22 protein-coding genes and 1 tRNA gene are annotated in these 25,448 nt (G+C 43.9%); 14 read left to right on the top strand and 9 right to left on the bottom strand.

What is annotated here, in order from left to right; all coding sequences use genetic code 11:
• Positions 1–8: 8 nt before the first annotated feature.
• Positions 9–1,376 (bottom strand): nodulation protein NfeD, encoded by a 1,368-nt coding sequence (locus tag ATB76_RS13705; protein ID WP_061035483.1) that lies wholly within the window; start codon positions 1,374–1,376, stop codon positions 9–11.
• Positions 1,377–1,472: 96 nt separating this feature from the next.
• Here ATB76_RS13705 and ATB76_RS13700 point away from each other — a divergent pair, with 96 nt between their 5' ends.
• Entirely contained in the window at positions 1,473–1,739 is a 267-nt protein-coding gene (locus ATB76_RS13700; protein WP_102389418.1) for a hypothetical protein, read from the top strand.
• Positions 1,740–1,776: 37 nt separating this feature from the next.
• On the opposite strand, the gene ATB76_RS13695 is transcribed toward ATB76_RS13700, so the two are convergent.
• From ATB76_RS13695 to ATB76_RS13685, 3 genes are all read right to left on the bottom strand, one after another.
• Positions 1,777–3,444 (bottom strand): response regulator, encoded by a 1,668-nt coding sequence (locus ATB76_RS13695; protein ID WP_061035481.1) that lies wholly within the window; start codon positions 3,442–3,444, stop codon positions 1,777–1,779.
• Between the two features lie 67 nt (positions 3,445–3,511).
• Positions 3,512–4,654, bottom strand: coding sequence for an EAL domain-containing response regulator (locus tag ATB76_RS13690; protein ID WP_038868024.1), 1,143 nt, complete (start codon positions 4,652–4,654; stop codon positions 3,512–3,514).
• Entirely contained in the window at positions 4,651–8,256 is a 3,606-nt protein-coding gene (locus ATB76_RS13685; RefSeq protein ID WP_038868117.1) for a transporter substrate-binding domain-containing protein, read from the bottom strand. The genes ATB76_RS13690 and ATB76_RS13685 overlap by 4 nt, the downstream gene beginning before the upstream one ends.
• 259 nt (positions 8,257–8,515) lie before the next feature.
• Between ATB76_RS13685 and ATB76_RS13680 the strand changes: the two genes are divergently transcribed.
• The 6 genes from ATB76_RS13680 (at position 8,516) to ATB76_RS13655 (ending at position 15,035) form a co-directional block, all read left to right on the top strand.
• A complete protein-coding gene (locus tag ATB76_RS13680; protein ID WP_061035480.1) occupies positions 8,516–9,490 on the top strand; it encodes a cytochrome c peroxidase in 975 nt (324 codons plus the stop codon).
• Entirely contained in the window at positions 9,483–11,846 is a 2,364-nt protein-coding gene (locus tag ATB76_RS13675) for an ATP-binding protein (protein WP_061035479.1), read from the top strand. The genes ATB76_RS13680 and ATB76_RS13675 overlap by 8 nt, the downstream gene beginning before the upstream one ends.
• Before the next feature lie 82 nt (positions 11,847–11,928).
• Positions 11,929–12,393 (top strand): OsmC family protein, encoded by a 465-nt coding sequence (locus ATB76_RS13670; protein ID WP_042600433.1) that lies wholly within the window; start codon positions 11,929–11,931, stop codon positions 12,391–12,393.
• Positions 12,394–12,646: 253 nt separating this feature from the next.
• On the top strand, positions 12,647–13,657 hold the full coding sequence (locus ATB76_RS13665; protein WP_061035478.1) for a DUF2804 domain-containing protein: 1,011 nt from the start codon (positions 12,647–12,649) through the stop codon (positions 13,655–13,657).
• A 9-nt stretch (positions 13,658–13,666) separates the two neighbouring features.
• Positions 13,667–14,524: a sterol desaturase family protein gene (locus ATB76_RS13660; protein ID WP_039976735.1), complete on the top strand. Its 858-nt coding sequence runs from the start codon at positions 13,667–13,669 to the stop codon at positions 14,522–14,524.
• Between the two features lie 103 nt (positions 14,525–14,627).
• The gene (locus ATB76_RS13655; protein ID WP_038868011.1) at positions 14,628–15,035 is read left to right on the top strand and encodes a hypothetical protein; all 408 of its coding nucleotides are present in this window, start codon (positions 14,628–14,630) and stop codon (positions 15,033–15,035) included.
• A gap of 185 nt (positions 15,036–15,220) precedes the next feature.
• Here the strand turns inward: ATB76_RS13655 and ATB76_RS13650 are convergent.
• Positions 15,221–15,295, bottom strand: a tRNA-Gly gene (locus tag ATB76_RS13650).
• A gap of 313 nt (positions 15,296–15,608) precedes the next feature.
• Here ATB76_RS13650 and ATB76_RS13645 point away from each other — a divergent pair.
• From ATB76_RS13645 to ATB76_RS13640, 3 genes are all read left to right on the top strand, one after another.
• Positions 15,609–16,127: a DUF4136 domain-containing protein gene (locus ATB76_RS13645; protein ID WP_061035477.1), complete on the top strand. Its 519-nt coding sequence runs from the start codon at positions 15,609–15,611 to the stop codon at positions 16,125–16,127.
• Between the two features lie 147 nt (positions 16,128–16,274).
• Positions 16,275–16,682 (top strand): hypothetical protein, encoded by a 408-nt coding sequence (locus tag ATB76_RS27260; RefSeq protein WP_080774292.1) that lies wholly within the window; start codon positions 16,275–16,277, stop codon positions 16,680–16,682.
• 49 nt (positions 16,683–16,731) lie between these two features.
• Positions 16,732–17,409, top strand: a complete 678-nt coding sequence (locus ATB76_RS13640) for a DedA family protein (RefSeq protein WP_061035476.1) — start codon at positions 16,732–16,734, stop codon at positions 17,407–17,409.
• An 86-nt stretch (positions 17,410–17,495) separates the two neighbouring features.
• Here ATB76_RS13640 and ATB76_RS13635 read toward each other — a convergent pair whose 3' ends face one another.
• The 3 genes from ATB76_RS13635 to ATB76_RS13625 all read right to left on the bottom strand — a co-directional run bounded on the left by ATB76_RS13635 (position 17,496) and on the right by ATB76_RS13625 (position 19,197).
• Entirely contained in the window at positions 17,496–17,819 is a 324-nt protein-coding gene (locus ATB76_RS13635; protein WP_038880731.1) for a hypothetical protein, read from the bottom strand.
• Positions 17,820–17,902: 83 nt separating this feature from the next.
• Entirely contained in the window at positions 17,903–18,376 is a 474-nt protein-coding gene (locus ATB76_RS13630) for a hypothetical protein (protein ID WP_231570854.1), read from the bottom strand.
• Positions 18,377–18,555: 179 nt separating this feature from the next.
• Positions 18,556–19,197 (bottom strand): murein L,D-transpeptidase catalytic domain family protein, encoded by a 642-nt coding sequence (locus ATB76_RS13625; protein ID WP_038868002.1) that lies wholly within the window; start codon positions 19,195–19,197, stop codon positions 18,556–18,558.
• A gap of 574 nt (positions 19,198–19,771) precedes the next feature.
• On the opposite strand from ATB76_RS13625, the gene ATB76_RS13620 reads away from it, so the two are divergent.
• From ATB76_RS13620 to ATB76_RS13605, 4 genes are all read left to right on the top strand, one after another.
• Positions 19,772–20,182 (top strand): NUDIX domain-containing protein, encoded by a 411-nt coding sequence (locus ATB76_RS13620; protein WP_045423458.1) that lies wholly within the window; start codon positions 19,772–19,774, stop codon positions 20,180–20,182.
• Between the two features lie 189 nt (positions 20,183–20,371).
• Positions 20,372–20,989 carry an NUDIX hydrolase gene (locus ATB76_RS13615; RefSeq protein WP_045423459.1) on the top strand — a complete coding sequence of 206 codons (618 nt, stop codon included), beginning with the start codon at positions 20,372–20,374 and terminating at the stop codon, positions 20,987–20,989.
• Between the two features lie 8 nt (positions 20,990–20,997).
• On the top strand, positions 20,998–21,696 hold the full coding sequence (locus ATB76_RS13610) for an aspartate/glutamate racemase family protein (protein ID WP_045423461.1): 699 nt from the start codon (positions 20,998–21,000) through the stop codon (positions 21,694–21,696).
• Between the two features lie 357 nt (positions 21,697–22,053).
• A complete protein-coding gene (locus ATB76_RS13605) occupies positions 22,054–22,809 on the top strand; it encodes a 5'-methylthioadenosine/adenosylhomocysteine nucleosidase (protein WP_009704133.1) in 756 nt (251 codons plus the stop codon).
• 114 nt (positions 22,810–22,923) lie between these two features.
• Here the strand turns inward: ATB76_RS13605 and ATB76_RS13600 are convergent, their stop codons facing one another.
• Entirely contained in the window at positions 22,924–25,260 is a 2,337-nt protein-coding gene (locus tag ATB76_RS13600; RefSeq protein WP_061035475.1) for an EAL domain-containing protein, read from the bottom strand.
• Positions 25,261–25,448 lie beyond the last annotated feature (188 nt).

The following is a 25,448-nucleotide window of genomic DNA, read 5'->3' as shown; positions in this document are numbered from 1 at the left end:
AGCGCCTCCTATTCCTTAGGGCGGTCACTGGGTTTCACGGTTAGGGTCAACCCTTTTATGGTTACCACGGTGACGTGGTCTCCTTGTTTGAGCTGTGCATCAGCTTTGGCTTGCCACAATGCACCATCCAGTTGGACAAGCCCCGTTCCATCAACAAAATCATCGCTCACAACGGCGAGTTTACCCGGGTAGGTTTCTAGCCCAGTGGTGGCTTTTTTGCTGCGAATTTTAAGAAGCAAGCCAACGGTAATAACGATTAAGCCAGCAGAGAAAACAGCGATACCAATGATTAGTGGCAGAGCGATTTGGAAGCCAGGGATGTCGCTGTCCATTAGGAAGATGGAGCCGAGAACAAACGCAACGACGCCACCTAAGCCGAGTATGCCAAAGCTCGGGTTAAAGGCTTCAGCAATCATTAGAGCAATACCGAGTAGCAGTAACCCTAAACCAACGTAATTTACTGGCATCATTTGCAATGCGTACATGGCTAGCAATAGGCAAATCCCACCGAGCACGCCGGGCAAGCCGATGCCGGGGTTGTAAAACTCTAGAAGCAAGCCATAAATACCAATGAGCATCAGGATATAAGCCACGTTGGGGTTGGTGATCACCGCCAACATTTCCGCACGCCAGTCGGGGACGCGCTCCACCCAAGTTGGGTTATCTAACGTCAGCTTAAACGGCTTGCCGTTCACTTTGATCTCTGTGCCATTGATGGTGGTGACCAAGTCTTCGGGCGAGTTAGCTATGAAGTCGATGACGTTGAGTTCTAATGCTTCGGTGGCGTCCAAACTAGCCGCCATGCTGACCGCTTTTTCTGCCCACTCGGCATTTCTATCGTGCAATCGCGCTAAGCCTTTGATGTACGCTTTGGCATCATTAATGACTTTCTTTTCCATTGCGGTTTTGGCAGGGACTTCGTCCGAGGCTTTTTCTGTGGATTCCGGTTGTGAATCTGTTGAATCTTTACCTTCGTCTGAAGACGGCTGTTGTGGTGCGCCACCCAAGGCAACGGGAGTCGCGGCTCCTAAGTTAGTGGCTTCTGCCATCGCAGCGACATGACTGGCGAGCAGAATGTACGTGCCTGCGCTGGCTGCCCGAGAGCCTGATGGACCAACCCAAGTTGCAATGGGTACGGAAGAGGTGGTGATGGCGTGAATGATGTCCCTCATTGAACTATCAAGCCCGCCCGGTGTGTCCATTTTTAGGATGACGAGGTCAACGCCGTTTTGTTGAGCTTCTTCAATCTCTCGCGACAGATAATCACTCAGGGCAGGACCAATCGCACCTTTTACAGGCAATACCCAAACGGTGCTCGCTAGCGCTTGGCTGGCAAACAAGAGTAGAGGAAGAAGCCACAATCGTATCTGTTTCATACAGCCCTCCTTGTGTTACCACTGGGACTTTTTGAAAACACCATTTAAAGTATAGATACGAGTGGATGAGAGGATGGATTTATCCTTTGCACCCAAATGTATAAGCAAATGTACAAAGGTGGGACGTTCGCTGTGTTACACACTTTGTCACGTAATCTGGGTTTCCATGCGTTGTGGTTCGTAATAAAACCAGTAAACTGCGAAGAATCAACGACACTCAGACAAGAAGATAAGTTGGAAATTATGATGTTAATTGCGATTCGATTGGTGAAGCTTGCCGTTATCTGTGCAGTGTTCTTCACTATCTACGATTTGATTGCGTTCGGTGAGGTGACTTGGATTAACCGTTTCTTCAATCTGTAATCCGAAATGAAAGGGGCATCGCGCCCCTTTTTGCTGTCTAATTTGTCAGTTCTGGCTGTGAAGGTGGTGTGTTCACCACGGACATCTGCTGACATCGATCTTGAGCTAGGAAAAGAAACTTGTCGTAACCGCTTTTCGCAAGTTCTTCACTAGAAACCAATTGCTTCACAATGTTATCGCAGCGCTTGATCAGCAGCTCAACCTCTAATGACGAGCTGTTGCTCGGAAAAGTACGTGTTAGCACTTTGATGATGTTAATACACACGGTTCTTAGTAGCGGACAACGGGCTTGAAGTTCAATTAAGGCATCGATCAAAGCTTGGTAATCTTGCTCAGCTGCGCGAATCTTTTTGTACTGTTCTTGCATCCAAGCTTGGCGCTCCGCGTTGTCGGTTTCTAAAGAGCGACCAAGGGCAATCTTACTCGATAGAATCGTATCGCTTGAGTCAGTTTGTAGATTTTCAAAACACCAAGTGATGGCTTGAGAAAACTCAGATTCGAAGTTCATCTCATGCAATAACCAAGTGAGGTGAAACTGCGCATAAAAGTGAGCGAAAGGCTTACGACGATACAAATCACTGAGCACTTTAAACGCAGCAACGTACTGGTTTTCCTCAATCGCAATGTGCGCGGCAATCAAATCCAATTCGTCCTTAATTGCCTTGTTTTCTGGGCCATTTGTGATGGATCTAAACAGACTTTTTGCCTGAGCCAGTAAATCCTCACGGCCTTCCAATTTTCGCACGCAGTAAAGCAAAATTCGGATCAAGTTCAGCTTAGAGAATGTGTTGTTGCGATAGGTATCTTTGTTGATCTCCATGTACGCGTGATAGTGCTGCAATGCTGAGTGATAATCGTGCTCTGCAAGGCACAAGTTAACGATCACAAGTTCACGTTCCGAGTTCCCCTCAACCAAACTGCTTGCAAGCTCCAAATGTTTGATCGCAGTTGGCACCTCACGGTTAAGCATTGTGTAGTTTGCTGCACATTCGCGGACTTCAACGTTGTTCGGAGACTCCTCTAACAAGGCGAGTACTATTCTTTTTGCCTCGTCTGCTTCACCCAGCGCAACCATGGTATTTGCCAAGCCAATCTTTGCCCAATTCACGTCTTTACGCTCAATCACTCGTTCGTAAACGTGTTTGGCTTCTTGGTGTAGTTTGAGGCGTGTTAGAAAGTCAGCACGAAACTTCTCAATAATGAAGAAATATTCGGGATTAAATGGTGTTAACTCATCGCAGGCCTCTAACCCTGAGCGAGCATCGTTTTTGAGTTCAGCCTCATAGAGTGCGCGTAAAGTGACTTTACGCTTTATTGCGGCTGAAATACGTTCTCTAAGCGTTATGGAATTAAAAGGTTTGAGCAGGTATTCGTCGGGTTTAAGCTCAATGATGGCACGCACGATAGTGGCAGAGCTCTCACCAGTAACAAGGATAAACACCGTGTCATGGTTGAGCAATTTGAGATGTTTAAGTTCTTCAAACAACTGCTTGCCATTCATACCCCGACCGAAGTTGTAGTCACAAATGATCAGGTCGATGTGCTCTTTGTGCGCAATCGAAATTGCGCCTCTTGCTAAGCGTGCTGTGAAGATACGTTTATCCGAAAAGCCAAGTTTAGTCAGCATGTTACGAAGAGTAAGGACGACAATAGGCGCATCGTCAACGATCAGGATATTGTATTCAGAGAAAGATTTACTGCTCATTTCTTTATGTAATCGTCTAATGGTTTAAACAAAGCTGCTGGTTCGTCAGCAGCAATGAACAAAGGCGTTATACAAGCTTCTTTAAGGCTTCAAGTGGTATCGCTTTAGAAGCGACAAATCCCTGATACAAGTCCACTCCTAATTGATTCAAGTAGTGCAAGGTATCTTCGTCTTCGACCCCTTCTGCAACCGATTTTAAGCCCAATGACTTCGCCAGTTGCAGGCTTGAAATGGTCAATTGTTGGCTCTTGAAATTGGACAAAGAATTGCTGATAAATTGTCGATCAATTTTGAGCTCGGTGTACGGTAAGACCGCCAACTGACTTAATGATGAATAACCCGTCCCAAAATCATCAATAGCTAAACCAACGCCACGTAAACGTAAATTAGCGAGGTTGGCCAACGAGATCACACCTGAGTCGTAAACTTCATCTTCCGTCAGTTCCAAGGTGATGCGTTCAGGGGCAACGCCATAGTCAGTACATAAAGCAAAAAAGCGTTCACTCATAGGTTCCCTGAGTGATTTCTGGTTCATGTTGACCGATAAATGAATCGCTTTACCCAAATGTGCGATATCACGTAGTGCTTCTTGAAGCACGAGCCAAAATAGACGATCGAGTTCGTTGCGTTGGTTTATTTGATCCAAAAATGCAACAGGGGCAAGCAAGCCATGCACCGGATGATGGCAGCGAACCAAGGCTTCTACACCAACCAGCGTGTTGTCGTCTGTGGTGTATTGAGGTTGGTAATAGTTTTCAAACCAACCGTTATTAAAAGCCTGCTCAATCTCTTCATTATTGAGTTGAATCTGAGGTCGCTTTACTTCCGATTGCTGCATCTGTTTTTGAAATGCAGTTACAATCTCGTGTAACTGTTCAAAAGAGATGGGTTTGGTCATGGCACGCACAAATACGTAATTGGCGGATAAACACATGTTGTAAGTGATCTCGACAATGTCTTTGCTCATCGCACTTAATATCACCACACCCTTTGGTTTGATTTCCTCAGACAATGTTGAGAGTAAGTTGATACCATTTAAGTCGGGCAGGTCAATATCGCAAATCATTAGGTCAATGTTTCCGCCAGCACACACTTCTGACACTTTTGAACCGCTATGGACTAGGCTCACTTGTCCGTCAACTAAGCGGTTTGCCAAAATCTTTAAATTTGTTGCTTGTAAAATGTCGTCTTCAACAATCAACACGTTCATTTATTGCTCTCACAAAGCGTTAGCCATTGTTTAGTGATGGCTACAATCGAATTCATTTCTTGCAGAAGGGCATGTTTCGCCTGTACCTCCTGCGGTGTGCCAATTAACGTTTCACACTGTTTGGCCAAGTTTTGTAGCGGGTTGAGATTTAATGCTGCCGCCGAGCCTTTAATACGATGCGCTACTGATTTTAAGCTTTCTTTGCCTGATTCAATCAGCTCGATGTCGCTAGATAGTGCATCACAAACCACTTGAGCCATTTCGATACTCTCTTCTTGGTTATAAGCACTTAGCCACGCGCTTCTTGCTTCTTCTGTGATTTCCAATGCCAAATATTGTTCACACAAGTCACGTAGGTCATCCAAGCTATAAGGTTTGAATAATACTTCTTCTATACCAAACTCTCTTGCTCGTTCCACGACATTCCTTGAGTTTTCCGCGGTACAAGCGATGACAGGGATATGTTTCAGCGAGTTGTTTTGTTTGAGTGTTTGAGTTAACTGATAGCCGTCCATTTCTGGCATATGGCAATCAGTGATGATCAAACTGACTGGCGTTTGTTGTGTATCATCGTGAATGGCACAAAGCTGTCGTAACGCTTCTGTACCGCTTTTCGCTACATCACAGGCAATCCCAAGTCGTTCAAACTGTCTTTTGAAAAGTAATCGGTTGATCACATCATCATCAACGACAAAAACTCGTCCCTTCCAGTCTTGTCCTGGCCGCTCTTCAAGGGCGTCGTAAACCATCGAACTCGTGTCCAGCTTTTGGTGAATCAAGTCGGGGTAGATGCTGCTGTAGTTTGAATCAGCTTTGATCTCGTGATGTCGCATTTCAAATTCATCCAAGGTGACTTGCCAACACTCTAGCCATTTCTGAATGTACGCATTTTCAGTGTAAACAGGGCCAAGTCCGGTTAATTCAAGTGCCTCGCTTTTCAGTGGTAGTTGGATATATACCGTTGTTCCAATTTCGGGTTGGCTCTCTACTTCGATATGTCCGGCCATTATCTTGACTAAGCTGTATACGATAGACATACCAAGCCCTGTTCCACCGAAGCGACGACTGACACTTTTGTCTCCTTGAACAAAAGGTTGGAAAAGAGAAGCCAACTGACTGTCATTCATTCCGCAGCCACTGTCGGAAACCGACAACTTCAACGCGTCTTGTTCAATATTTAAACTGACCGTGATGTGGCCCTGTTCAGTGAATTTGACTGCATTGCTTAGCAAGTTGTTCATAATTTGATTGACGCGCAACCAATCAAGCTCAACAAAAGCATACGGGCTTGGCGTCCATTTCACATGGAATGCTAGGTCTTTTTGTTCTACGACTTTTTCAAAGCTGCGCAACATTGGCCCAAGTTCTTGGTAACTGTTTCCGACTTGAATGTCTAACTGCAACTGGTCTGCATCGATTTTTGAAAAGTCCAAAATATCGTTCACATGCAACTTTAAACGCTCAGCCGATAGCATGGCGTTCCTAAGCAATTCTTTGCTTTCTCGTCGTTTTAACTCGGGTTCTAGGAGCTCCATTAAGCCCAACATTGCTGCAATTGGCGTTCTTAGCTCATGGCTTACGACGGCGAGGAAATGATCTCGTGCTTCAATCGCTTGCATTGCTTTGATGTTTGATTCTTTAAGCGCGCACTGTTTTTGTTTTAACTCAGTAATATCGTCAAATACCGTCATTTGATATTGCACCCCATCATACGGATGAATTAGGTGTTGGCGACGAACCCTGAAGTGCTGTTTCCCCAATTGAAAAACAGGCGTGCCTGACGCATCTGACAATGGGTATTCCTTGTCTTTTAACTGCTTCAAAAAGTAAGCGCGTTCAGGCTCCGCAATGCTGATGTCTGAATTACAACGATTAAGCATATTAAGGAACGGCTTATTCGCCAGTACCTGTTTATGGTCGTCGTCAGAAATCAAAATCATATTTGGGATATGGTCCAGAACCGAAGACAGCCATTGGTTTTGACGTTGTCGGATTTGGGTCTCATATTCCTTGCGGCGAATCTTTCGCGTGAGTTCGCCAGTTCTGACGATGTAAATGATCGCGGCAAGCAGCAAAACACATGTGCCAACCAGCGCCCAAATCGCTACGATTTCTTTGTCAAAACCGTAATTCACTGTCACCTTGTTATGGCGATCTTTCAATTGCTCCAACTCTGCGTCTGTGGTGATCTTTAAGACGGTATTTAAGACTCGACGCAGAAATTCTGAGTCTTTTCGTAACTCCATGCCTAGTTTTATCTTTAGTTGAATATCGATGGGCGGCGTTGCAGCTTTGAACTTGACCCCTTGTCCTTCATAAAAATGATTGTCGATTAAGTTTTGATTGACGAAGGCGTGCGAAACCTCACCATTTTCGAAGGCTTCCATTAGGTAATCGAAATCACGATACACAGATGAATACTCATAAGAGGAGTAATCTAAAAAGTGCGGATAAAAATTACCTGAGCGGTCCAAAATCGCAACAGCATCACGTGCGTACGAATTGAGTGACTCAATATAGCCGTATTGTAGAAAGCCCAAGGATCTTGTCGTGATAAAGCGCTTCTTGTCGGTTAACGCAATATTACGAGCAGGGAGTAAATCGACGATACGTTCCTCCAACATCAAATCCACATCACGACCGTTAGGTGGAACATACTCAAATTTAATCATGCTCTTTTGCTCCATTAACTTTAGCAAATCATGAACATAGCCTTTAATTTGACCTGTTTCCGGATCTAGATAAGAAAGGGGATAGACATTATCTTGGATCGTGTAACGAACCGTCTGATGACCTTGCTGCTGTTCTAGAATATCGAGCATTAATTCGTTGTGTAGAATATTGATATTGGCTTCGATATGAACCCGGCTGTGTTTAGACTCTTTGGAGTGTGAAATATACTTGGAAACGATCGACATCAACTGTTTAGACTGTTTCGCCGTAAAGATCGTAACTTGTCCGGGCGCCAAAGCGCTATCGTAAACCACTTTTCCGATCAGTTCGCCTTTAGGGTTTTTAAATCCATAAGAGTTTAAGGTCGATAAACCAACCACTGCAGCATCGGCTGCGCCAGTATTCAAAGATGTAGTCATCATCATGGTATTACGAACCGTATGAACGTGTTCGAATCCCAAAGCTTCGATTTGGTCGCAAGCGCTGGAGTCTTTTACACATACCCACTTTAATTCGTGTAGAGGTTTACTCTCTAGTTCGATGTCTCTGAGCCAAACCAAGCGAAGGGTTTGGAAAATCGGGGCAGAATACAAAAAGCGCTCGGCACGTTTTTTAGTTGCGACAAAGCCAACAGTGAGATCGATATCTCCTGCTTCTAGCGCATCGAACAAAGCATTAAGGGTTCGGTAGGGAACGTACTCGGCTTCCACATTCAAATCATGCGTCATGGTTTCTGCATATTCGATGTTGATGCCTTCTTTTGAATCAAGATCGCCCCAATAAGGCAGCCAATCGCCTTCTAAAACGCCGACTTTTATTCGTTGTTGAGTTTCGAGAAACTTCCTGTCTTCCAGAGTAAGGAAATCACTGCCTAATGCACTGAACGATAGGGTAAAAAGTAACATTGCAATCGATGCGATTTTTTTCACTATTTTTGTGTGTCCGATCACGAAATTCAAACCGAAAGGGGAACGGATAGTATAGGTTTTCACCAAATCCATCCAATCAAGGTTGTTTATCTTGTCGACAACGCACGCTTGATACTGCCTAACAGGTAAGTAAAGGTATTGGGGGTACAAACAATCAATGGGTTATGAGGGCAGGCTCAATATCCCTATCTCTAGTAATGGAAAAAAACGGAAAAGCAACTAAGTTCATATTAAGGGGCTGGGTAAGGATACTCTTAATATGTATAAAAGGCTTACCACTAAAGGGGTGTGTGGATGTTTATTAGCATTAATCAGCGCTTCATTTTATGCGGGCGGGACGTTAGCTAAACAAGACTTACAATTGGTGAAGCCGATTGAGGGAGAGCCGAGTATCGATATGGATTTTGCTCGTGTTGGTTGGCAGCTTTTTCGTGATCCAAAGCTCTCTTCTAATGGTCAAATCAGTTGTGAAACTTGTCATGATTTACAAACGAATGGCGCGGAACCTAGTGCGGTTTCAACTGGTGTAAACGGTTTAGGTATTCGCAATTCTATTACTGTATTTAATGCGTCTCTTAATTATCGCTTTTTATGGGACGGTACCGCTAATTCACTCATGGCGCAAATCGATGGGCCGGTATTAAACCCGCTAGAAATGGACTCGAATTGGAAGGACATTGAGCAATACGTGAAAAGTGATTCAACCTACAACGCATTGTTTAAACGGGCGGATGGGCGAGAGATTACCATACGAAACATCAAAGGAGCGATTGTTGAGTTCCTGAAAGCTTTACAAACTCCTAGCTCGCCTTTTGATTCTTATCTACTAGGTTATTCCCATGCCCTTGATGAGCAGGAAATTCGAGGATGGCAAACTTTCCAAGAAGTAGGATGTGTGCAATGCCACCAAGGTAAAAACATCGGTGGTGCGATGATTCAACGGTTTACTTACTTCCAAACGCCAGATGTTGATTTAGACACAGGACGTCGTTTAAGGACTACTGATGGAGAAGACAAGTTCTATTTCCGTGTTGCGAGCTTGCGAAACGTCGGCCAAACCAGCCCTTATTTCCACAATGGCAAAGTCGACAAACTCTCCGATGCTATTCAGATTATGTCTCAAACTCAGTTAGGCGTGACCATGAGTGATGAAAAGGTGGCAGACATCGAAGCGTTTCTCAATGCATTAACCGCCCCAAGGCCTTCGATTTTGGAGGTGTTTGAAAATGAGTAAGTTCAGAATACTTAACGTACTACTTTTTGTGATCATTGCCGTCATGATGGTATTAGCGTACATGACTCATGTGAACTCCAAAAATACTCAAGTTCTACATGCTTCTTTGTCTGAGATTGGTCATCACTTAATTGAAGAGCGGGACACGGTCGTTAATCGTTACCAGACCAGCTCAAGGAAGGACTACGAGATTACGCAAAATCTCGTCGAGTTGGAACTTGCCGCGGAGCAATTGGGTGAAGATTTTGAACAATCTATTTGGTTTAATTTCACCTCAACAAAGAACAGAGTCAAAAATATCCTTGTTCAGTTTGATGGAAAAGTGCGTGAGGCCACCCAGACACTGGATATGTTGATAGGGGTTCAGGTCGCCAATCAATATGAACTGCTGGCGCTACACAACATTTATAAGGATCAATTCGGGGCGGATACTCAGGACGTTTGGCTTGAAGAACACTACTTTGACTTTCTTACTAATGCTGCGTTGCAAGGGGACAACCCAGAAAGTAAGAACATATCGTTATTTTTGAATCGTCTACGTCAAAGTGAACGTAAGATTGAGTTGCTGACCAACAAAATATTAGAAGGTCACTATTTTGAATTTGTTGAGTATTCCGAGCATCAACTGTTGGAATTTGTTCAGCGTGAAGCACGTTTGACGTGGTTTCTTGTCTTGCTCTCTATCGTCTTACTCGTGGCGGTGTTTGTGCTGCAAACTCAACACCGTGTGAATAAGCTCAAACATCTCAATGATGATTTAACGGAAGCGACAGATAAAGCGGAACGTGCAGCAAAAGCTAAATCACAATTCTTGGCAACCATGAGTCATGAGTTGAGAACGCCGATGAATGGTGTTTTAGGAATATCTCAGATCATCGCGAGCGAGACTCAAGAGCCTAAGACCAAAGAGCACGTTCAGGTCATTCTTGACTCTGGCCAGCACTTAATGACCATTCTGAATGATATTTTGGACTTTTCCAAAGTAGAAGAGAATAAGCTGGATTTGGAAGAGGCTCCTTTTAATCTGTCGCAAGTTTTAACACCAGTATGCAGTGCAATCCAGCCTCTAATTGAAGAAAAGAACATACAGCTGTTTATTGAAAATGAAGTGCCCGATCAGGTCGAATTTCAAGGTGACTGTGCCCGTATTCGCCAAATCTTATTTAATTTGGCGGGTAATGCGGTGAAGTTTACTCATGACGGACACGTATTGATTCGTTCAGAGCTGGATCAAGAAAGAAGGCGTCTGGTGCTCTCTGTGAACGATACGGGCATAGGTATTCCCGCAGACAAGCAAGATCGCATCTTCAACTCCTTCGAGCAAGCTGATACGTCTACCACTCGTAAGTTTGGTGGTACAGGTCTTGGTTTAGCGATTGTGAAAAAAATCACCGAACTTATGGGCGGTGAAGTCAAAATCAAGAGCGTTGAGGGAATAGGCACCCAATTCCTTGTTGATATTCCTATTCCCTGGGAAGAAAAGTCGGTACTCCAACCAGAGCAAGCGAAGGAGGAGTCGAAGGGAGAGAGCAAAAGCAACCTTCGTATATTGTTGGCGGAAGACAATCGGGTTAATGCGATTGTCGCAAAAGGTTTTTGTGAGAAGTTAGGGCATACGGTAGAAATCGCTGAAAACGGTTTAATAGCGACGAAGAAAGCACAAGAAAACCAATATGACCTGATCTTGATGGACAATCATATGCCAGAAATGAATGGTATCGAAGCCACGCGTTTCATCCGAGAAAATCTAGGGGTGAGGACTTTATTGTTTGCTTACACCGCCGATGTATTTAGAGAGGCTCATGATAACTTTATTGAAGCCGGTGCTGACCATGTATTAACCAAGCCGTTGCAGCGTGAGAGCTTTACGGATGCGTTGAAGCAGTTTTCTTCACGTTTACCTGTTCAAACAATTGGGGAGGCTGAACAATCCGAGAATGTCGTTCAATTGCATCGCGAGCCAATCGAAAAGCTGCGCTTAACAGAGGAAGAGCTTACCCACTCAGAGACGATTGAGATCTTGAGAGAGGAGCCTGAAGCGCTGATGGATTTGTTGAAAAGCATCGTTTGCGATTTTGAAGCCGCCGTTGATGAGCTCATTGAATTCTTTATGGTCGAAGATTTAGATTCACTTCATAGTACCTTGCATACAACGAAAGGCATGGCATTGAACCTAGGGCTTGATACCTTGGCAAATCAAGCATTAGAAATTGAAACGCAGGTAAAGAATCGACAAACCCCTGAGATTGAACAGTTGCAAAAACTGATTAACCGGTTGCAGGTCAATGTTCATCAAGGTCAACGTTTGATTGAAAAATCGAGAGCGCAAATCAATGATTCCAATCAGGTGATATGAATACTTTATGCACCCCTCATTTAGGTTGTGACTGAATCTATGAGTATGTTTTACTGAGGACTCTTGATTACAAGGAGCCGTTATGAGCCAGCACACCGCACGAATTAAATGGCAGCGCAATGTTGATGAAATCTTCAGTGACAACCAGTATAGCCGTGCCCATATATGGGAGTTTGATGGAGGATTACAAGTACCCGCGTCTCCCTCTCCTCATGTTGTCCCTTTACCGTTTTCGGTAGAAGAGAATGTTGATCCAGAAGAAGCTTTCATTGCCGCACTTTCGAGTTGCCACATGCTGGTCTTTCTTTCTGTAGCGGCAAAGCGTCGTTATGTTGTGGATGCTTATATCGATGAAGCGGTAGGTGAGCTTGCTGTTGGCGAAAATGGCAAGGAATGGGTTTCCAAAGTGGTGCTTAAACCAAAAGTCGTGTTTTTAGGTGAGAAACAACCAACACGCGAGCAGCTAGAAAAAATGCATCATATGGCACACGAGCATTGTTTTATTGCGAACTCGGTGAAAACGGAAGTGACGACTGAAATCATTTAAAACACTCAATGCCGCGATACTCTCTCGTCATTTCAGTTCAAAATGAAAGAGTGCCAAAATGGCTTTGCTTTTCGTCGCTTTTGATTTAGCTGAAAGCTCTAATAAACGGTATTTTATGCTCGATATGAGTGACTGGTTTCACATTTCAGCTCATTTGAAGCCGAGAACTGAACCAATGTTGTGCAGTGGCGCAAACTGTTTGTTGTTAAATTAATGTTAATATCGAATGGTGTGTCATTGATTAATAGCGAGCATGGATGTGCAAACGCCTTTGAATTCCTTTATTCAAGCGAATGAATTACCTCAATTTGGTCACCTAGACGCGATACCTGAATCGCTACAACTTGATCTCTTCCGATACCTCAATGAAATGGACAGTCCTGCGTCAAGTTGGCGTAAGCGCTTTGATTACAAACAGTTTCAATTTGTCTCGATCGTGACAGAGAAATACATCATTGGTGTTGCGATTGCCGATATTCGCTATTTGGCATCTGGCTTTTGCTATGTGTTTGACGCAGAAACCCATGAACTGGTGGAGCAGCAGTGGCTAAAGCCGCTCAACATGGGCTATCAAACACAGCCTTCAAGTTGGAACAGTCAAGCCTATCTCGCTAATGATGCCATTCAATTCAAGATTGAAAATGGACTCTGGCACATACAGCTTTCAACAGACCTTATTCAAGCTGACTTGAGGTTAAAACCTGAGTCAGAAAGCTTGCCTTTGATGCTCTGCACGCCAACCGCGTATTCAGGTTGGACCTACACCCAAAAGCACAACGTGCTCGCTGTCCAAGGTGAAATGAGTGTGAAAGGGCAACCACAAGATCTAACCAACGCAGTCGCTGGGTATGACTTCTCTGCTGGGTATATGCGGCGGGAAACCAGTTGGCGATGGGCGAGCATTAATCATCACAGTGAAGGTAAACGGATAGGGCTGAACTTTGCTGCTGGAGTTAACGAAACCGGGTATTGTGAAAACGTGATTTGGATTGATGGTGAACGGCATTTGATGCCACCTGTACAATTCGATTTTTCTCGTATGCATCAAGAAGCGTCATGGCGAATTACGTCACTAGACAAGCGCATCGACTTGACCTTCAAACCTAAAAATCAGCGCTCAGAGAAAAAGAATTTCTGGTTTTTGAAGAGTAACTTTCGTCAGTTTGTCGGCTACTTTTCTGGCTATTTGATTGATGGCAATGGCATTAAACACGAACTTGATGAGGTGATGGGACTCACCGAAGATCACTACGCGAAGTGGTAGGAAGAGACGATGGAATGGTCACGAATTACTGAACACCCTGATTTATTATTGATGTTGCTCGCACCGATCTTTCTCCTGTGCATTGCCGCAGAGTATTGGTTTGGACAGCGTGGTGGAAGATTACCTGAGAGTGCCCGATATTACTTACCCGAAGTGGTGTGTAACTTTGTATTGGCTGGGCTTCATCAAGCGACAGATATCTTAACAGGGCTGCTTATCGCCAAGTTGTACTTATGGTGGTTTGGTTGGCGCTTGTTTGATATCGAGATGACGGTTTCTACCTTCCTACTGCTAATGGTCTTGCAAGACTTTTTCTATTACTGGTTCCACCGAGCAAGTCATCGTATCCGTTGGATGTGGGCGGCACACGTGGTGCACCACAGTTCAGAGCGCATGAACTTCAGTACCGCATTTCGTCAAAGCCTGATGTACCCATTGGCCGGCATGTGGTTGTTTTGGGTGCCACTGGTCATTATTGGTTTTGATCCTAAGTGGGTAGTGTTTGTTGTTCTGCTTAATCTCGGTCTGCAATTCTTTGTTCATACCCAGTCGATTCGTTCTCTTGGTCCTTTAGAATGGGTCTTCAATACGCCATCTCATCACCGTGTTCATCATGGTGTGAATCGTCAATATATCGATAAAAATTACGCTGGCGTGCTGATCATCTGGGATCGCATGTTTGGTACATTCGAGCCAGAAGTTGAAACGGTTCGTTATGGCATCTCAAAACCTGTTAACAGCTTTAATCCTATTACCGTGACGTTTGCGGAATGGAAAGACATGTTCAAAGAAGTGACTCGTCCTAATTTATCTTGGCGTCAGCGCTGGCGGTGTTTGTTTGCGCCTCCGTCTGACACCCTGGAATAGCCGTTTCTTATGATTAACTAAACGCCATACTATTTATTCTTGACAGTATTTGGTAATGTTGTTTTAATGCGTACGGTGTTTTGTAAGTTTTAAGGAACGGACGGTGACATTTAATCGAGTTTTCTCAATTGTAACAATGACCGCCGCTATGCTCGGCTCTGGGTACACATACGCAGCAACTGCTTTTAGTGCCGATCAGCTGTGTAAAGCAGGGTTAGCACTGGCGATAGATAAGCAGCCCCGCGGGATTAAAACGGCGGGAACGTCAGGTCATCGTATTTTGCTGGCTTTGAAAAATGGTAAAAATGATTGGGATTACCGCTGCACGGTAAATCGTCAAAATCGTACGTTAAAGATTGACGCTAAAGACTTGAAGCGAAATGACAAATACCTCGCTCAAGCAATACGTTATCGCGTCAATGAAGGGAAGCGATCGGTCGAAGTCACCATGAAGAAACGCGCTGGTGGCGGGCTGAAAAACGACACGTTCACGACACTTCAGTTGGATTAACCCCAAAGATATGGGGAACATTATAACGAAGACACGCCCCTGTATTTTGCAGGGGCTTTTTTATGCCTGCAGTTTTAGGTAGCAAATACAAGAGATCGATTACAGCCGCAGCATGATAGCAGTGAAGTACGAATTTAAAGGATAGTTTTGGAAATCTGAGAAAAAGACTAGCTTAAGGGAAAGCTTGGAGCGGGCAGCGGGAATCGAACCCGCATCATCAGCTTGGAAGGCTGAGGTAATAGCCATTATACGATGCCCGCGCATCGATAGGACAGTTCCAATATGCCACATTAACGACAAAAGAAAAGTCTTTTTTGATCAATTGGTTGCTCAATGCGTAAATAACTCTCAAATTGCCTATAAAGCGTTCGATTTGTTGCTTTTACAGTCGTGGCGGAGCGCTCTTCTTAAACTCAATCGGGCAGAATTTTCGTCTGTTCTCGCTTTCTATTGTTTCTCGAATTTGAACACTTGGCAATCATGGTCAAGACTAAATGTTGAAATGATTCAATTTTTTCCCAGTTGCAATAAATGAAGGCCGATAAATACGGCAAAATAGAGAGGAGAATGAGTATGTGGAAAGGTTTATTGGCGGCGTCTTTCGTAATTATGATAACGGCCTGTACAACCGTGACGACCGACGTCGATAAACAAGCGGATTTTTCATCCTACAAAACGTTTGATTTTGGAGAACAATCAGAGGCTCCAACAAGCCTAGATGCTCGTCGTATTGAGCAAGGTCTTGCTTCTCAATTGGAAGCGAAAGGGTTATCACAAGTAAAAAATGGTGGTGACCTTTATGTGCACCACGACATCATCAAAGAATCGGAGCTCGTTTCTTCTGGTTCCTCTTTCAGTGTGGGTTACGGCTGGAACAGTTTTGGCGTTGTAACCTCAAGTCCTGAGCGTTACAAAGAAAAGAAGTATGGCAAGTTAGTGGTGGAGTTAGTCGATACCAAAGCGAATCAAGTGGTATGGAAAGGGGTATCAAGCCGTAAACTTACGGAGTCGATGAGCACTGAAAAACGTGAAGAATTGATTTCGGAAGAAGTGACAAAAATGTTTGAAAATTACCCGTATGGTAAAGATTAAGCGACTATTAAATAAAGGTTAAATGGACATCAAATTGCCCTAGCAAAGGTTTGCAAAACTCTCTTTTTATTATCGATTGAGAATTTAGATTGCAAATTGGCACGCATGGAGTTAAAACAGCGTATCGTTGTGGTTTAGGTGAATTCTGTGCGTGCTTACCTAGTCTGTGTGTTAGGGCTTTTTGTTGCGCTGATGGCTTTTGAATTGAGTCAGGAGCAACCGTCACCAAAACTTTCCCATGCGATTGCTTTTACTTCTTCTCTTACCAAAGGTGAAGCCCATCTTGAGGAAGTCCCTTTCTCTCCAAGGCGCAAAGTCACGGCAAGTTTACTCAGCCGCAATGCATTGCGAGTTAATCATTCTAATTCGACCACAGATAATGATGAGCTCGATGTATTGCCCGCGCGTTGGTTAACGGTATCGACAGAGTCTACGAATCGTTTTCTTTCGGCCTTTGTTTCCCCAATCCTACGAACTATTTATCCTCGTTCAAAGTATCGAATTGGAGGTCGGCAAGAATCGAACCTGATTTACCGCTTCATGCATGCGAGGTAGTGCCTAATCGTCTGTTTTCGCAAATTCGTTATGATGTTTAGGAGTATTTATGTTTGATTCAATTGTTCAGGTGTTACTTGCGCTTTGGCACCAAGATTTCACGGCTTTAATGGCCCCAGGCTGTGCAGGGCTGATTTACTTTGTTGTTGCAGCACTTATTTTCTTAGAAAGTGGCTTTATTCCAGCCGCTCCATTTCCATGTGATAGCGTGGTGGTTTTGTCCGGCACGTTAGCTGCGGTAGGTGTGTTAGATCCTGTCGTCATTATGCTAGTGATTGTCGTGAGTGCGGCAATGGGCAGTTGGGCAGCCTACCTGCAAGGAAAGTGGTTAAATCGCTTGCCGAAAGTACAGGGGTGGGTGAATGCTGTGCCAGCGAAACGTTTGGAACAAGTTGACGTGCTCTTAGGCAAACACGGATTGATTGCACTGTTTTGTGCACGTTTTATTCCTGTAGTTCGCTCTTTACTTCCATTGATGATGGGGCTTCGCGTGAATCGCGTGAGTAAATTCCATTACTTTGCATGGCTGAGTGCCATCTTGTGGACGTTGTTACTATGTGGTTTAGGGTTGCTGTTGCCGTTACTACCAGAAAAGCTCAACAAGATTGTGACGATGGGATTAATGGCTGCTCCTGTGATTACATTGACCATCGCTATCATGAGTTTTGTGTTGGTAAAAGTTCGCAAGGCTTGGAGCAAATCAAAAACAACTCCACAACTGCCATAATTGTTCTGGTAAGAAATTTGAAAAGCAAAAAAAGGCGCTATCACAGCGCCTTTTTCTGTATTTACATTGCTTGCAACGAGCGCGAATCAGTAACCGATATTGTAAAGGTATTCGCCTGCTTCCTTACACTCAGTTTTGTAGAACTGTTCCATCTTCGTTTCATCCATGCCTTGTGCTTTGAACTCAGTCTCCGCAGAAGAAAGTTGGCTGAATGTATAGCCGCGCTCAGCCATGAGATAGTGTCTAAACATCGCTCTATGCTCTGGCACGGCATTACGAGCATTCGAAGCGTTCGCACATTCTAGAAGCGCTTCATTAGTCATTTGTTCTGGTTTTGATGTCTCACTTGCTGATGTTGTGAATGAAGCAAGTGCTAAAGCCATAGCGGCGGTGATTGCGAATCTTTTCATTGTAAGGATCTCGAGTTAATTCAATGGATAGATGAGATCATCCTTGGCTAACACTGACGCATTCCTTCTTTAAGTCAGTGAAGTCAAACGGCGAGCATAGATTCGCGGCCGTGTTTGAAAACGTACAACAAGTTTGCTTGTTTCCACCCTGATAGGTGAAAAGGAAGTTTGCCATCTAAAGCATTATCATCTGGGAGAGGCGTTGCTTTTAATGCGATAGCCAACAACGGCGGAGACAAAAACGCGACGAGTAAGTGGTAGTCAGGTTTGATCTTTAATGGCAACTCGCCGTCATCGCCCGAATTTCTTCGACAAGGCAATAGCCCAAGAAAATCACGTTTTAAAAAGCGAAAGTAACCGTCTTTCCCCCAGGAACTATCGCTATGCTTTTCAAGAAAAGGAGCTTTTAGCGATGCGTAATCTTGCTGACTGAGCTTAGCGAGTTTTTGTGATGTATTGAAATTCTGAGTCGAAATATCATGTGCGTGTGCGGCAACCATTTGCCCTGAGAATAGAGCAAGTGACAATAACAGCATAAGACGAAATAGATGACGCAAAACGAACCCTACAACCTCACCAAAACGAAACCTAATGGACCTAGTGCTACTGGTAAAGGGGAACGCACGAGGTCAATGATTGCGTATACTAACCAGATGCTGAGAAGATGAACAGTTTTTTATTGGTCATAAAAAAGGGAGCGAATCCGCTCCCTTTCTTGAAGGTAGATAAACAACGACTAAGCACTTGCGTAAATGACGCTGCCGCCTTTAATGGTATCGATGATTTTGCGTGAGAGTTTCTGTGGTAGGGCTGGACATCCCCAACTGCGGCCAAGATACCCATTCTTTTGGATAAAAGAAGGGTTCGCATAGTCTGCGCCATGAACCACAATATAGCGCTCACGTGCTTTATCGTTCACGCCTGATGTCAATCCGTCAAGACGAAGTGAGTAACCGTTAGAGCCATAATAAGTCGTGTCAGTTAAGAATGTACCCAAAGACGTCTTACGAGAGTTTACGACGTTCGAAAACTTGGTTGCTGTTTTCTTACCGCTGTTCACTCCATGAGAGACATAGGTGTTGAAGATCAGCTTCATTTTATCTAAGTCGACCACATAAAAGCGCTTTTCAGTAGATGGTTTACTGTAGTCGATAATAGTAAGAAGCGATTTCTTACGATCTGGGGTTTTCTTGTAAGCCAAAAATGCATCATTGAATAATTTGTAATCAATGACTCCGCTTAGATTGGCCTGCTTATAGGCTTTTTCAACCAGTTGTTGAGTGGCTTTGGTTTCTGTTTTTGTGCCAGAGTGATGAGCAAAGGCAAATGGCGAAACAGAGAGCGATGTCCATATCAATAATAAAAATAGCTTTTTCATTTGTACTAAATAAAACTCTTGGTGTAGCAAATTCAGCGATTGCGTCTTGCAGTCGTTAATACAGCATGCACATCAATTTAATTCTATTCTCAACGTTTCCTATTATGCGTAGTGACACGTATTACCGAACCATTTTTGGTATTTGGTAGAGTTCTGCCAGCTAACTCGCTGAAATTAATCAACATTGAGAGGTTAATCGATGACTTTAAAAATCTTCAAGACAAATACTAGCCGATTTGGGTAATTAATAAAACTGTGTTTACCGTGATTTACTAAGCAGTGGTGCTAATAAAACGTCGTTTAATTATAAATGAAATAAAAATACCGTTTGAATTCAATGTATTTATTTCATACTTAGCATTGTGCAAAATTTTTTTAGACTGTGATCCTAGTCGTAACAAATCATTACCCGGCTACAGACAATTGATAGATTAAGCGAATACCTAATTCTGCATATTCAACTAAACGTGCAGCTAGGTTGTTGTATGTGGTCAATTTATTGACTATTGCTGTTCACATCATCGAAATGATTTATGTTAGTTTGCTATAAAACTGTTATCAAAGGGCGATGAAGATGGAAGTGCATGAGTGTGTCTCATTTATCTTAGTTAAGGGCGATCAAGTGTTGCTGGAAACTAGAGCAAAGGACAAGGAATCTGACCCTGGGGCAATAGCAATACCCGGCGGTCATATGGAGTTTAACGAAACGCAACAACAAACGTTGTTTAGAGAATTGGAAGAAGAGCTCAATATCAAGCCACTTCAATATGGTTATTTATGTTCTTTATATCACCCAACTACAGAACTGCAATTGATTCACTATTATGTGGTGACCAATTGGAAAGGTGATATTCAGAGTTTAGAAGCGGAATCTGTTAACTGGTATCCAATAATAAATGCACCAGTCTCGACGGAAGTCGATCGCGTCGCATTAAGTGAATATCTTCGATTAAATACAGCGCTAAGAACCGTGTTTAATAAATGAAGTTCCATAAATAATATTTGTGACGAGTAATAATATTTTTGATTGAATTGTAAATATCGAAAATATTCGAATTATCTTGTGAACAAAATATAGCGGATAAATACTTTGCGAAAACTTGATCAAAAATAAACTTTGCTTTCAGTTGGTTATGCTAGTTTCTGCAAAGGTAAGTTGAAAAAAGGGAAGTGTATGTCGAAGTGGTTAGATTGGGCAAAGCAGCTCCAGGCAATTGCTCAAGCAGGGGAAGCATACAGTAAAGATGCTTACGATCTAGAACGATTCAAAATGGTCGAAGACATCGCTCATCAGATGTTTGCTGACATCAGCGATAAGTCAGTTGCCGATATTCAAAACTTGTTTATCCCTGAAACGGGTTATCCTACGCCCAAAGTCGACCTACGTGCTGGGGTGATAAAAGATGGCAAGATACTTCTCGTAAGAGAGCGCGAAGACGGAGGGTGGACGTTGCCTGGTGGTTGGGCTGACGTGTGTGAAACGCCAAGTAATGGGGTGGTGCGCGAAGTGTTGGAGGAGTCTGGCCTCGTGGTAGCAAAACCGAAACTGATTGCGATTCGTGACAGAGCGATGCATGACTATCAGCCGCCTTATCCATTCCACATCTATAAGATGTTCTTTTTGTGCGAATACGTTTCTGGTGAGCCTAAAGAGAACATTGAAGTTTCGGAAATCGATTTCTTCGCGCAGCATAAGATTCCACCACTTTCACAAAGCCGAGTTTTGCCAAGAGATATTGAAATGGTCTTCGATGCTTTTTACAGTGAAGATTTTCAAGTACACGTCGATTAAGGAAGAAAATGAAAACGATAGGTCTAATTGGTGGTATGTCGTGGGAGTCTACCGCGAACTATTACCAAATCATTAACCGTGAAGTGAAAGCGCGTTTAGGCGGTTTACATTCAGGAAAAGTCTGTCTGTACAGTGTCGATTTCGCCGAAATTGAAACCCTTCAACATCAAGGTCGATGGGATGACACGGCCACGATTCTTTCTCAAGCGGCAAAATCGGTGGAAGCAGGCGGGGCGGACTTCATTCTGATTTGTACTAATACCATGCATAAAGTCGCGGACCAAATTCAGCAAGCTGTCAATGTACCGCTTGTTCATATTGCTGATGCGACCGCTGAGAAGCTGGTGGCGGATGGCATTAAGAAGGTGGGTTTGCTTGGTACACGTTTTACCATGGAGCAAGACTTTTATAAGCAGCGACTCATCGATAAATTTGGTGTTGATGTCGTCGTACCGAGTTCAGATGATCAAACGATTGTTCATGAGGTTATCTATAACGAGCTGTGCAAAGGAGAAGTGCTTGAGGATTCTCGTCAACAGTACCTCGCCATTATCAATAAGTTAGTTGAAGAGGGCGCTGAAGCGGTCATTCTTGGTTGTACTGAGATTGCGATGTTAGTTGAACCTCAACACACAGAAGTGAAGCTTTACGATACAACAGAGATTCACGCTAAGGCCGCGGTAGAAGCCGCACTGAATGAAGCGTAATTCTCTACAGAATTGATCGACAGGATTAAATCACTCAAGGAAGAGTTATGAATTATCGATGCGGACAATGTCGCCAGTTTACGAGACAGAAGAGCAGCGCTGATATTTGCGGGGCTTGGGGTCATCCAACGGATGCGAACCGTGCAGCTTGCGATTATTTTATGCCGACGATCCGGGTTAAAGATCGTGTGGTTACTCCTTTGAAAAGTAAAAATGGCTAAGTCGTTCTCATTAATTGAGAATTTCTTAATCAATCAGTATTAGTTGATTGATGCAAACGATTGCTCCCTTGGGAATGTATTGTATAATTTGCGTCGCGTCACACTTTGGTGGCGCGTATTACATTTCAGGATTCCCATGTTGAAGAAATCTCTTGCTCTAATGCTTGCTGCGTACTCACTTCCTTCCGTTGCAGGTTCGACCATCGGTATCGTCGGTGCGATGGATGTCGAAGTTGAAGCGCTATTGCCAAAAATCCAAAACCAACAAGTAAAGAAAATTGGTAGCCATCGTTTTTACACAGGCGAGCTTGAGGGCAAAACCGTTGTCGTGACGAAATCTGGCGTAGGTAAGGTCAATGCAGCAATGACGACCACTCTTCTGATTGAATCTTTCGGCGTTGACCAACTGATCTTTACGGGTATTGCTGGTGCTAGCGACCCTAAATTGGACCCGTTAGATGTCGTGGTTTCTACACGTTTGGTTCAGCACGATGTTGATCTAACCGCATTCAATATGCCGAAAGGTCTACTGCCTGATTACGAAGAGCGTTACTTCTACGCAGATAAAACACTGCAAAAATACGCATTTGATGCAGCCGTTGATACGCTTGGCAAAGAGAGTGTTTACCGTGGCGTTATCGCATCTGGTGACCAGTTCATTGCAAGCAAAGTGAAAGTGACGGGCATCTACCAAGAATACAACGCAATGGCTGTGGAAATGGAAGGTGCGGCGTTAGGCCAAGTAGCAGATGCGTTCAAAGTACCTTATGTGGTTATCCGTACGATTTCAGACAAAGCAGATGGCTCGGCAGATGTTGTCTATTCAGATCTTAAAAAAGCAACGGCCGACAACTCAGCAAACATTACCCTTAATATGCTAAAGCGCATGTGAGAAAACGTTCACTAGGCTAAATAGTCTTTTGAGAACACAAAAAAGCAGCACACGCGGTGCTGCTTTTTTTGTTGGGTTTCAATTGCTCTGTAATGAACGATATAAGCCGTTAAGCTACGCAATATCAGAACGAGTAAAAGGTTGGTCGTTAGCTGATTTCCACCATTGATCAAGCTGCTCTTTGTTCATGGGCTTACCAAACAAGTAGCCTTGCATGAAGTCACAGCGATATGAAGATAGCCATTCGTGCATCACGTTATGCTCAATACCTTCTGCCGTTACCTTCTTATTTTGCGCATGGCACAGTTCAATGATTGGTTTGATAACGTGGCCGTTGTCAGTATTCATCAAGGTGAGCAGAAATTCTCGGTCGAATTTTATTTTCTGAACAGGATACTGAACCAATTGTGTCAATGAGGTATAGCCTGAGCCAAAGTCATCAATTGCCAGCTTATAGCCAAGTTGGGCTAGTTCATCGAGCAGAGCAGTACCTTGTTGGTCTGCGGCGAAGGTTTCTGTTATTTCCAACTCAATGCAGTAAGGGGGCACACCGTTTTGCTTCGCTTTATCGTGGATGAACTCGGCCATCGATAGGGAGTTCAGCTCTGCTGATGATAGGTTAATGGATAAAATGATGTCCTTGCCAAAAATACTCTTAAGCTGGTGGTACTCTTCCATTGCGTTCGCAAACACCCAGCGGTCGATTTTCTCGAACAACCCGGTTTGTTCCGCAATAGGGATGAATTCCTTCGGTGGAATCGAACCAATTCCTTCTGCTTCCCAACGTAAGAGAACCTCCAGACCCTCGATTTCATTGGCGTGACTGTTCATGTATGGCTGGAAAACCAAATGGAATTCGTCTTCCACATCGGCTTTACGCAAAGCGCGTTCGATCTGGCTACGGCGCTGAGCTTCAATATTGAGCGCCGCGGAATAGTAGGCGTATTGGTTTTTACCGCCGCGTTTGGCTTGGTACATCGCCGCATCCGCACTTGAAAGCAACTTGGCAATATCAGCGCCATCTCTTGGATATTGAGCAATACCAACACTTGCCGTCACCGGAAACGAATTTGTCGAAGATTGGCTCAAGTTGTGGATGGGTTTGAGCAACTCTGAAGCGAACATATCAGGTATGTCGGCTTTCTTTTGGTTTGTACTCAGTAGGATGGCAAACTCATCGCCAGACAAGCGAGCGCCAAAGCAAGGGCTGTTGTGTTGTTGGGTAAACTTCTGGCAGACATTTTTTATATGGCGAGAGAAGACTTGTAAAAGCTTGTCACCCAATTCGTGGCCGTATTTGTCGTTCACGTACTTGAAGTTATCTAGGTCGATGTAAACAACCCAAAGTTGCTCAGAGGGATCGGCTAACTCACGAGTTGCCAATTCATGAAAACGATGACGGTTCGCGAGTTGAGTTAGGTGGTCTGTTTCCGCTAAGTGTTTGGTTTTATGATAGATGTTATTGAGTTCTTCATACATGTCGAAGAAACGCGAAGAGAGGCGACCAATTTCATCGTCACTGTTTAGCTTTTCAATGTTAGTGCGCTTGTTTGCTTCTATTTCGCGCAGTTGTTTGTCCAGTTTCGATACCGGGCTGAGCACGTAACGATACAAGACTAAGACAATCAAAGTGATGGTACAAAACGACGCTATACCAAACGAAAGAGCCAACTCCAACCAGACCTTATCGACCTTATTCCACATTAAATACTCTGCCGGTGACAAAATTGCGTGGAAATGGGGTAAGAGTTCAATAGTTTGGGCTAGGGGGATATCTAGGTGAATCGGTTTGTCAGAAAATGTGATGACACTGTGGGTATCAAATTCGATTTCGTGTTTGATGTCATTAAAAGCTTCGAGAGAGACGGAGACGACAACAAAGAATGCGTTGTGCGGATCAAAACTGGGTGGGTGCTCGCCCGTTCGCTTATCGAACAGTTCGTACTGCAGGAGAATGCTTTGGCCACTTGAGTTGTAAATAAAGCCGGTATGGCTGGTTTTACCGTGCTGCGCATAGCTCTTTTCTACGTATTCGAGAATCTTAGGATCGACGCTGCCGTTGGACTCATAAAACTGATTCTCGGTGTAATAGAGTAAGTGTTGGTCGCCGTCCAGTATTGCCATGTTCGCATCGCCACTGTAGCCATGGTTTAATACATCAACGGTTTCATCGAGACGGTTGAATAGCTGTCGCTCACGATACGGATTGTCATGATTGACGAAGTAGTCTTGTAAAACTTCGCTTTTGCTTAATGTGTAGGCGTAGCTATTGAGGAATATGTTGGCCTGACGAAATTGCCCCGCGAGCTTTTCCATTTGCAGCTGAATGTAGCTGTCTTCTCGCTTAATCAGTGTGACTTTTTGAATGCTATATATGATGTAACTCGACACCAACGCGCTAATAAGAATGACTGGCGCGACAAGCAAAACAACTCTATTGCTTAGTTTCATTATGGTTCTTCAACTTCCGTTTGTGTCCCTACAAACGTTCCCTACTTAAAGGTTCCGAACGGATGACGATAGTATTTCTGTGTTTTTCAAATTGTAAGTGGGTGGTTTTCTAAAGTCAGACGACCTTCGTATATTTGTGATGCTGTGTGCGCTTTTTTACGAGATTGACCAGAATAAGTCTCAAACTT

It is taken from the genome of Vibrio sp. MOR3, from assembly GCF_001557775.1.
In the GTDB taxonomy this organism is placed as follows: Bacteria; Pseudomonadota; Gammaproteobacteria; order Enterobacterales; family Vibrionaceae; genus Vibrio; species Vibrio jasicida.
The sequence above is the reverse complement of the archived record's forward strand: the minus strand, read 5'-3'. Positions and strand labels throughout refer to the sequence as shown.

Excerpts from the sequence above, each read along its gene's own strand:
- ATB76_RS13680 (WP_061035480.1), top strand. The coding sequence starts at position 8,516 with ATGTATAAAAGGCTTACCACTAAAGGGGTGTGTGGATGTTTATTAGCA.
- ATB76_RS13705 (WP_061035483.1), bottom strand. The coding sequence starts at position 1,376 with ATGAAACAGATACGATTGTGGCTTCTTCCTCTACTCTTGTTTGCCAGC.
- ATB76_RS13625 (WP_038868002.1), bottom strand. The coding sequence starts at position 19,197 with ATGAAAAAGCTATTTTTATTATTGATATGGACATCGCTCTCTGTTTCG.
- ATB76_RS13605 (WP_009704133.1), top strand. The coding sequence starts at position 22,054 with ATGTTGAAGAAATCTCTTGCTCTAATGCTTGCTGCGTACTCACTTCCT.
- ATB76_RS13620 (WP_045423458.1), top strand. The coding sequence starts at position 19,772 with ATGGAAGTGCATGAGTGTGTCTCATTTATCTTAGTTAAGGGCGATCAA.
- ATB76_RS13615 (WP_045423459.1), top strand. The coding sequence starts at position 20,372 with ATGTCGAAGTGGTTAGATTGGGCAAAGCAGCTCCAGGCAATTGCTCAA.
- ATB76_RS13695 (WP_061035481.1), bottom strand. The coding sequence starts at position 3,444 with ATGAGCAGTAAATCTTTCTCTGAATACAATATCCTGATCGTTGACGAT.
- ATB76_RS13645 (WP_061035477.1), top strand. The coding sequence starts at position 15,609 with ATGTGGAAAGGTTTATTGGCGGCGTCTTTCGTAATTATGATAACGGCC.
- ATB76_RS13690 (WP_038868024.1), bottom strand. The coding sequence starts at position 4,654 with ATGAACGTGTTGATTGTTGAAGACGACATTTTACAAGCAACAAATTTA.
- ATB76_RS13665 (WP_061035478.1), top strand. The coding sequence starts at position 12,647 with ATGGATGTGCAAACGCCTTTGAATTCCTTTATTCAAGCGAATGAATTA.
- ATB76_RS13675 (WP_061035479.1), top strand. The coding sequence starts at position 9,483 with ATGAGTAAGTTCAGAATACTTAACGTACTACTTTTTGTGATCATTGCC.
- ATB76_RS13640 (WP_061035476.1), top strand. The coding sequence starts at position 16,732 with ATGTTTGATTCAATTGTTCAGGTGTTACTTGCGCTTTGGCACCAAGAT.
- ATB76_RS13635 (WP_038880731.1), bottom strand. The coding sequence starts at position 17,819 with ATGAAAAGATTCGCAATCACCGCCGCTATGGCTTTAGCACTTGCTTCA.
- ATB76_RS13610 (WP_045423461.1), top strand. The coding sequence starts at position 20,998 with ATGAAAACGATAGGTCTAATTGGTGGTATGTCGTGGGAGTCTACCGCG.
- ATB76_RS13660 (WP_039976735.1), top strand. The coding sequence starts at position 13,667 with ATGGAATGGTCACGAATTACTGAACACCCTGATTTATTATTGATGTTG.
- ATB76_RS13600 (WP_061035475.1), bottom strand. The coding sequence starts at position 25,260 with ATGAAACTAAGCAATAGAGTTGTTTTGCTTGTCGCGCCAGTCATTCTT.
- ATB76_RS13700 (WP_102389418.1), top strand. The coding sequence starts at position 1,473 with ATGTATAAGCAAATGTACAAAGGTGGGACGTTCGCTGTGTTACACACT.
- ATB76_RS13670 (WP_042600433.1), top strand. The coding sequence starts at position 11,929 with ATGAGCCAGCACACCGCACGAATTAAATGGCAGCGCAATGTTGATGAA.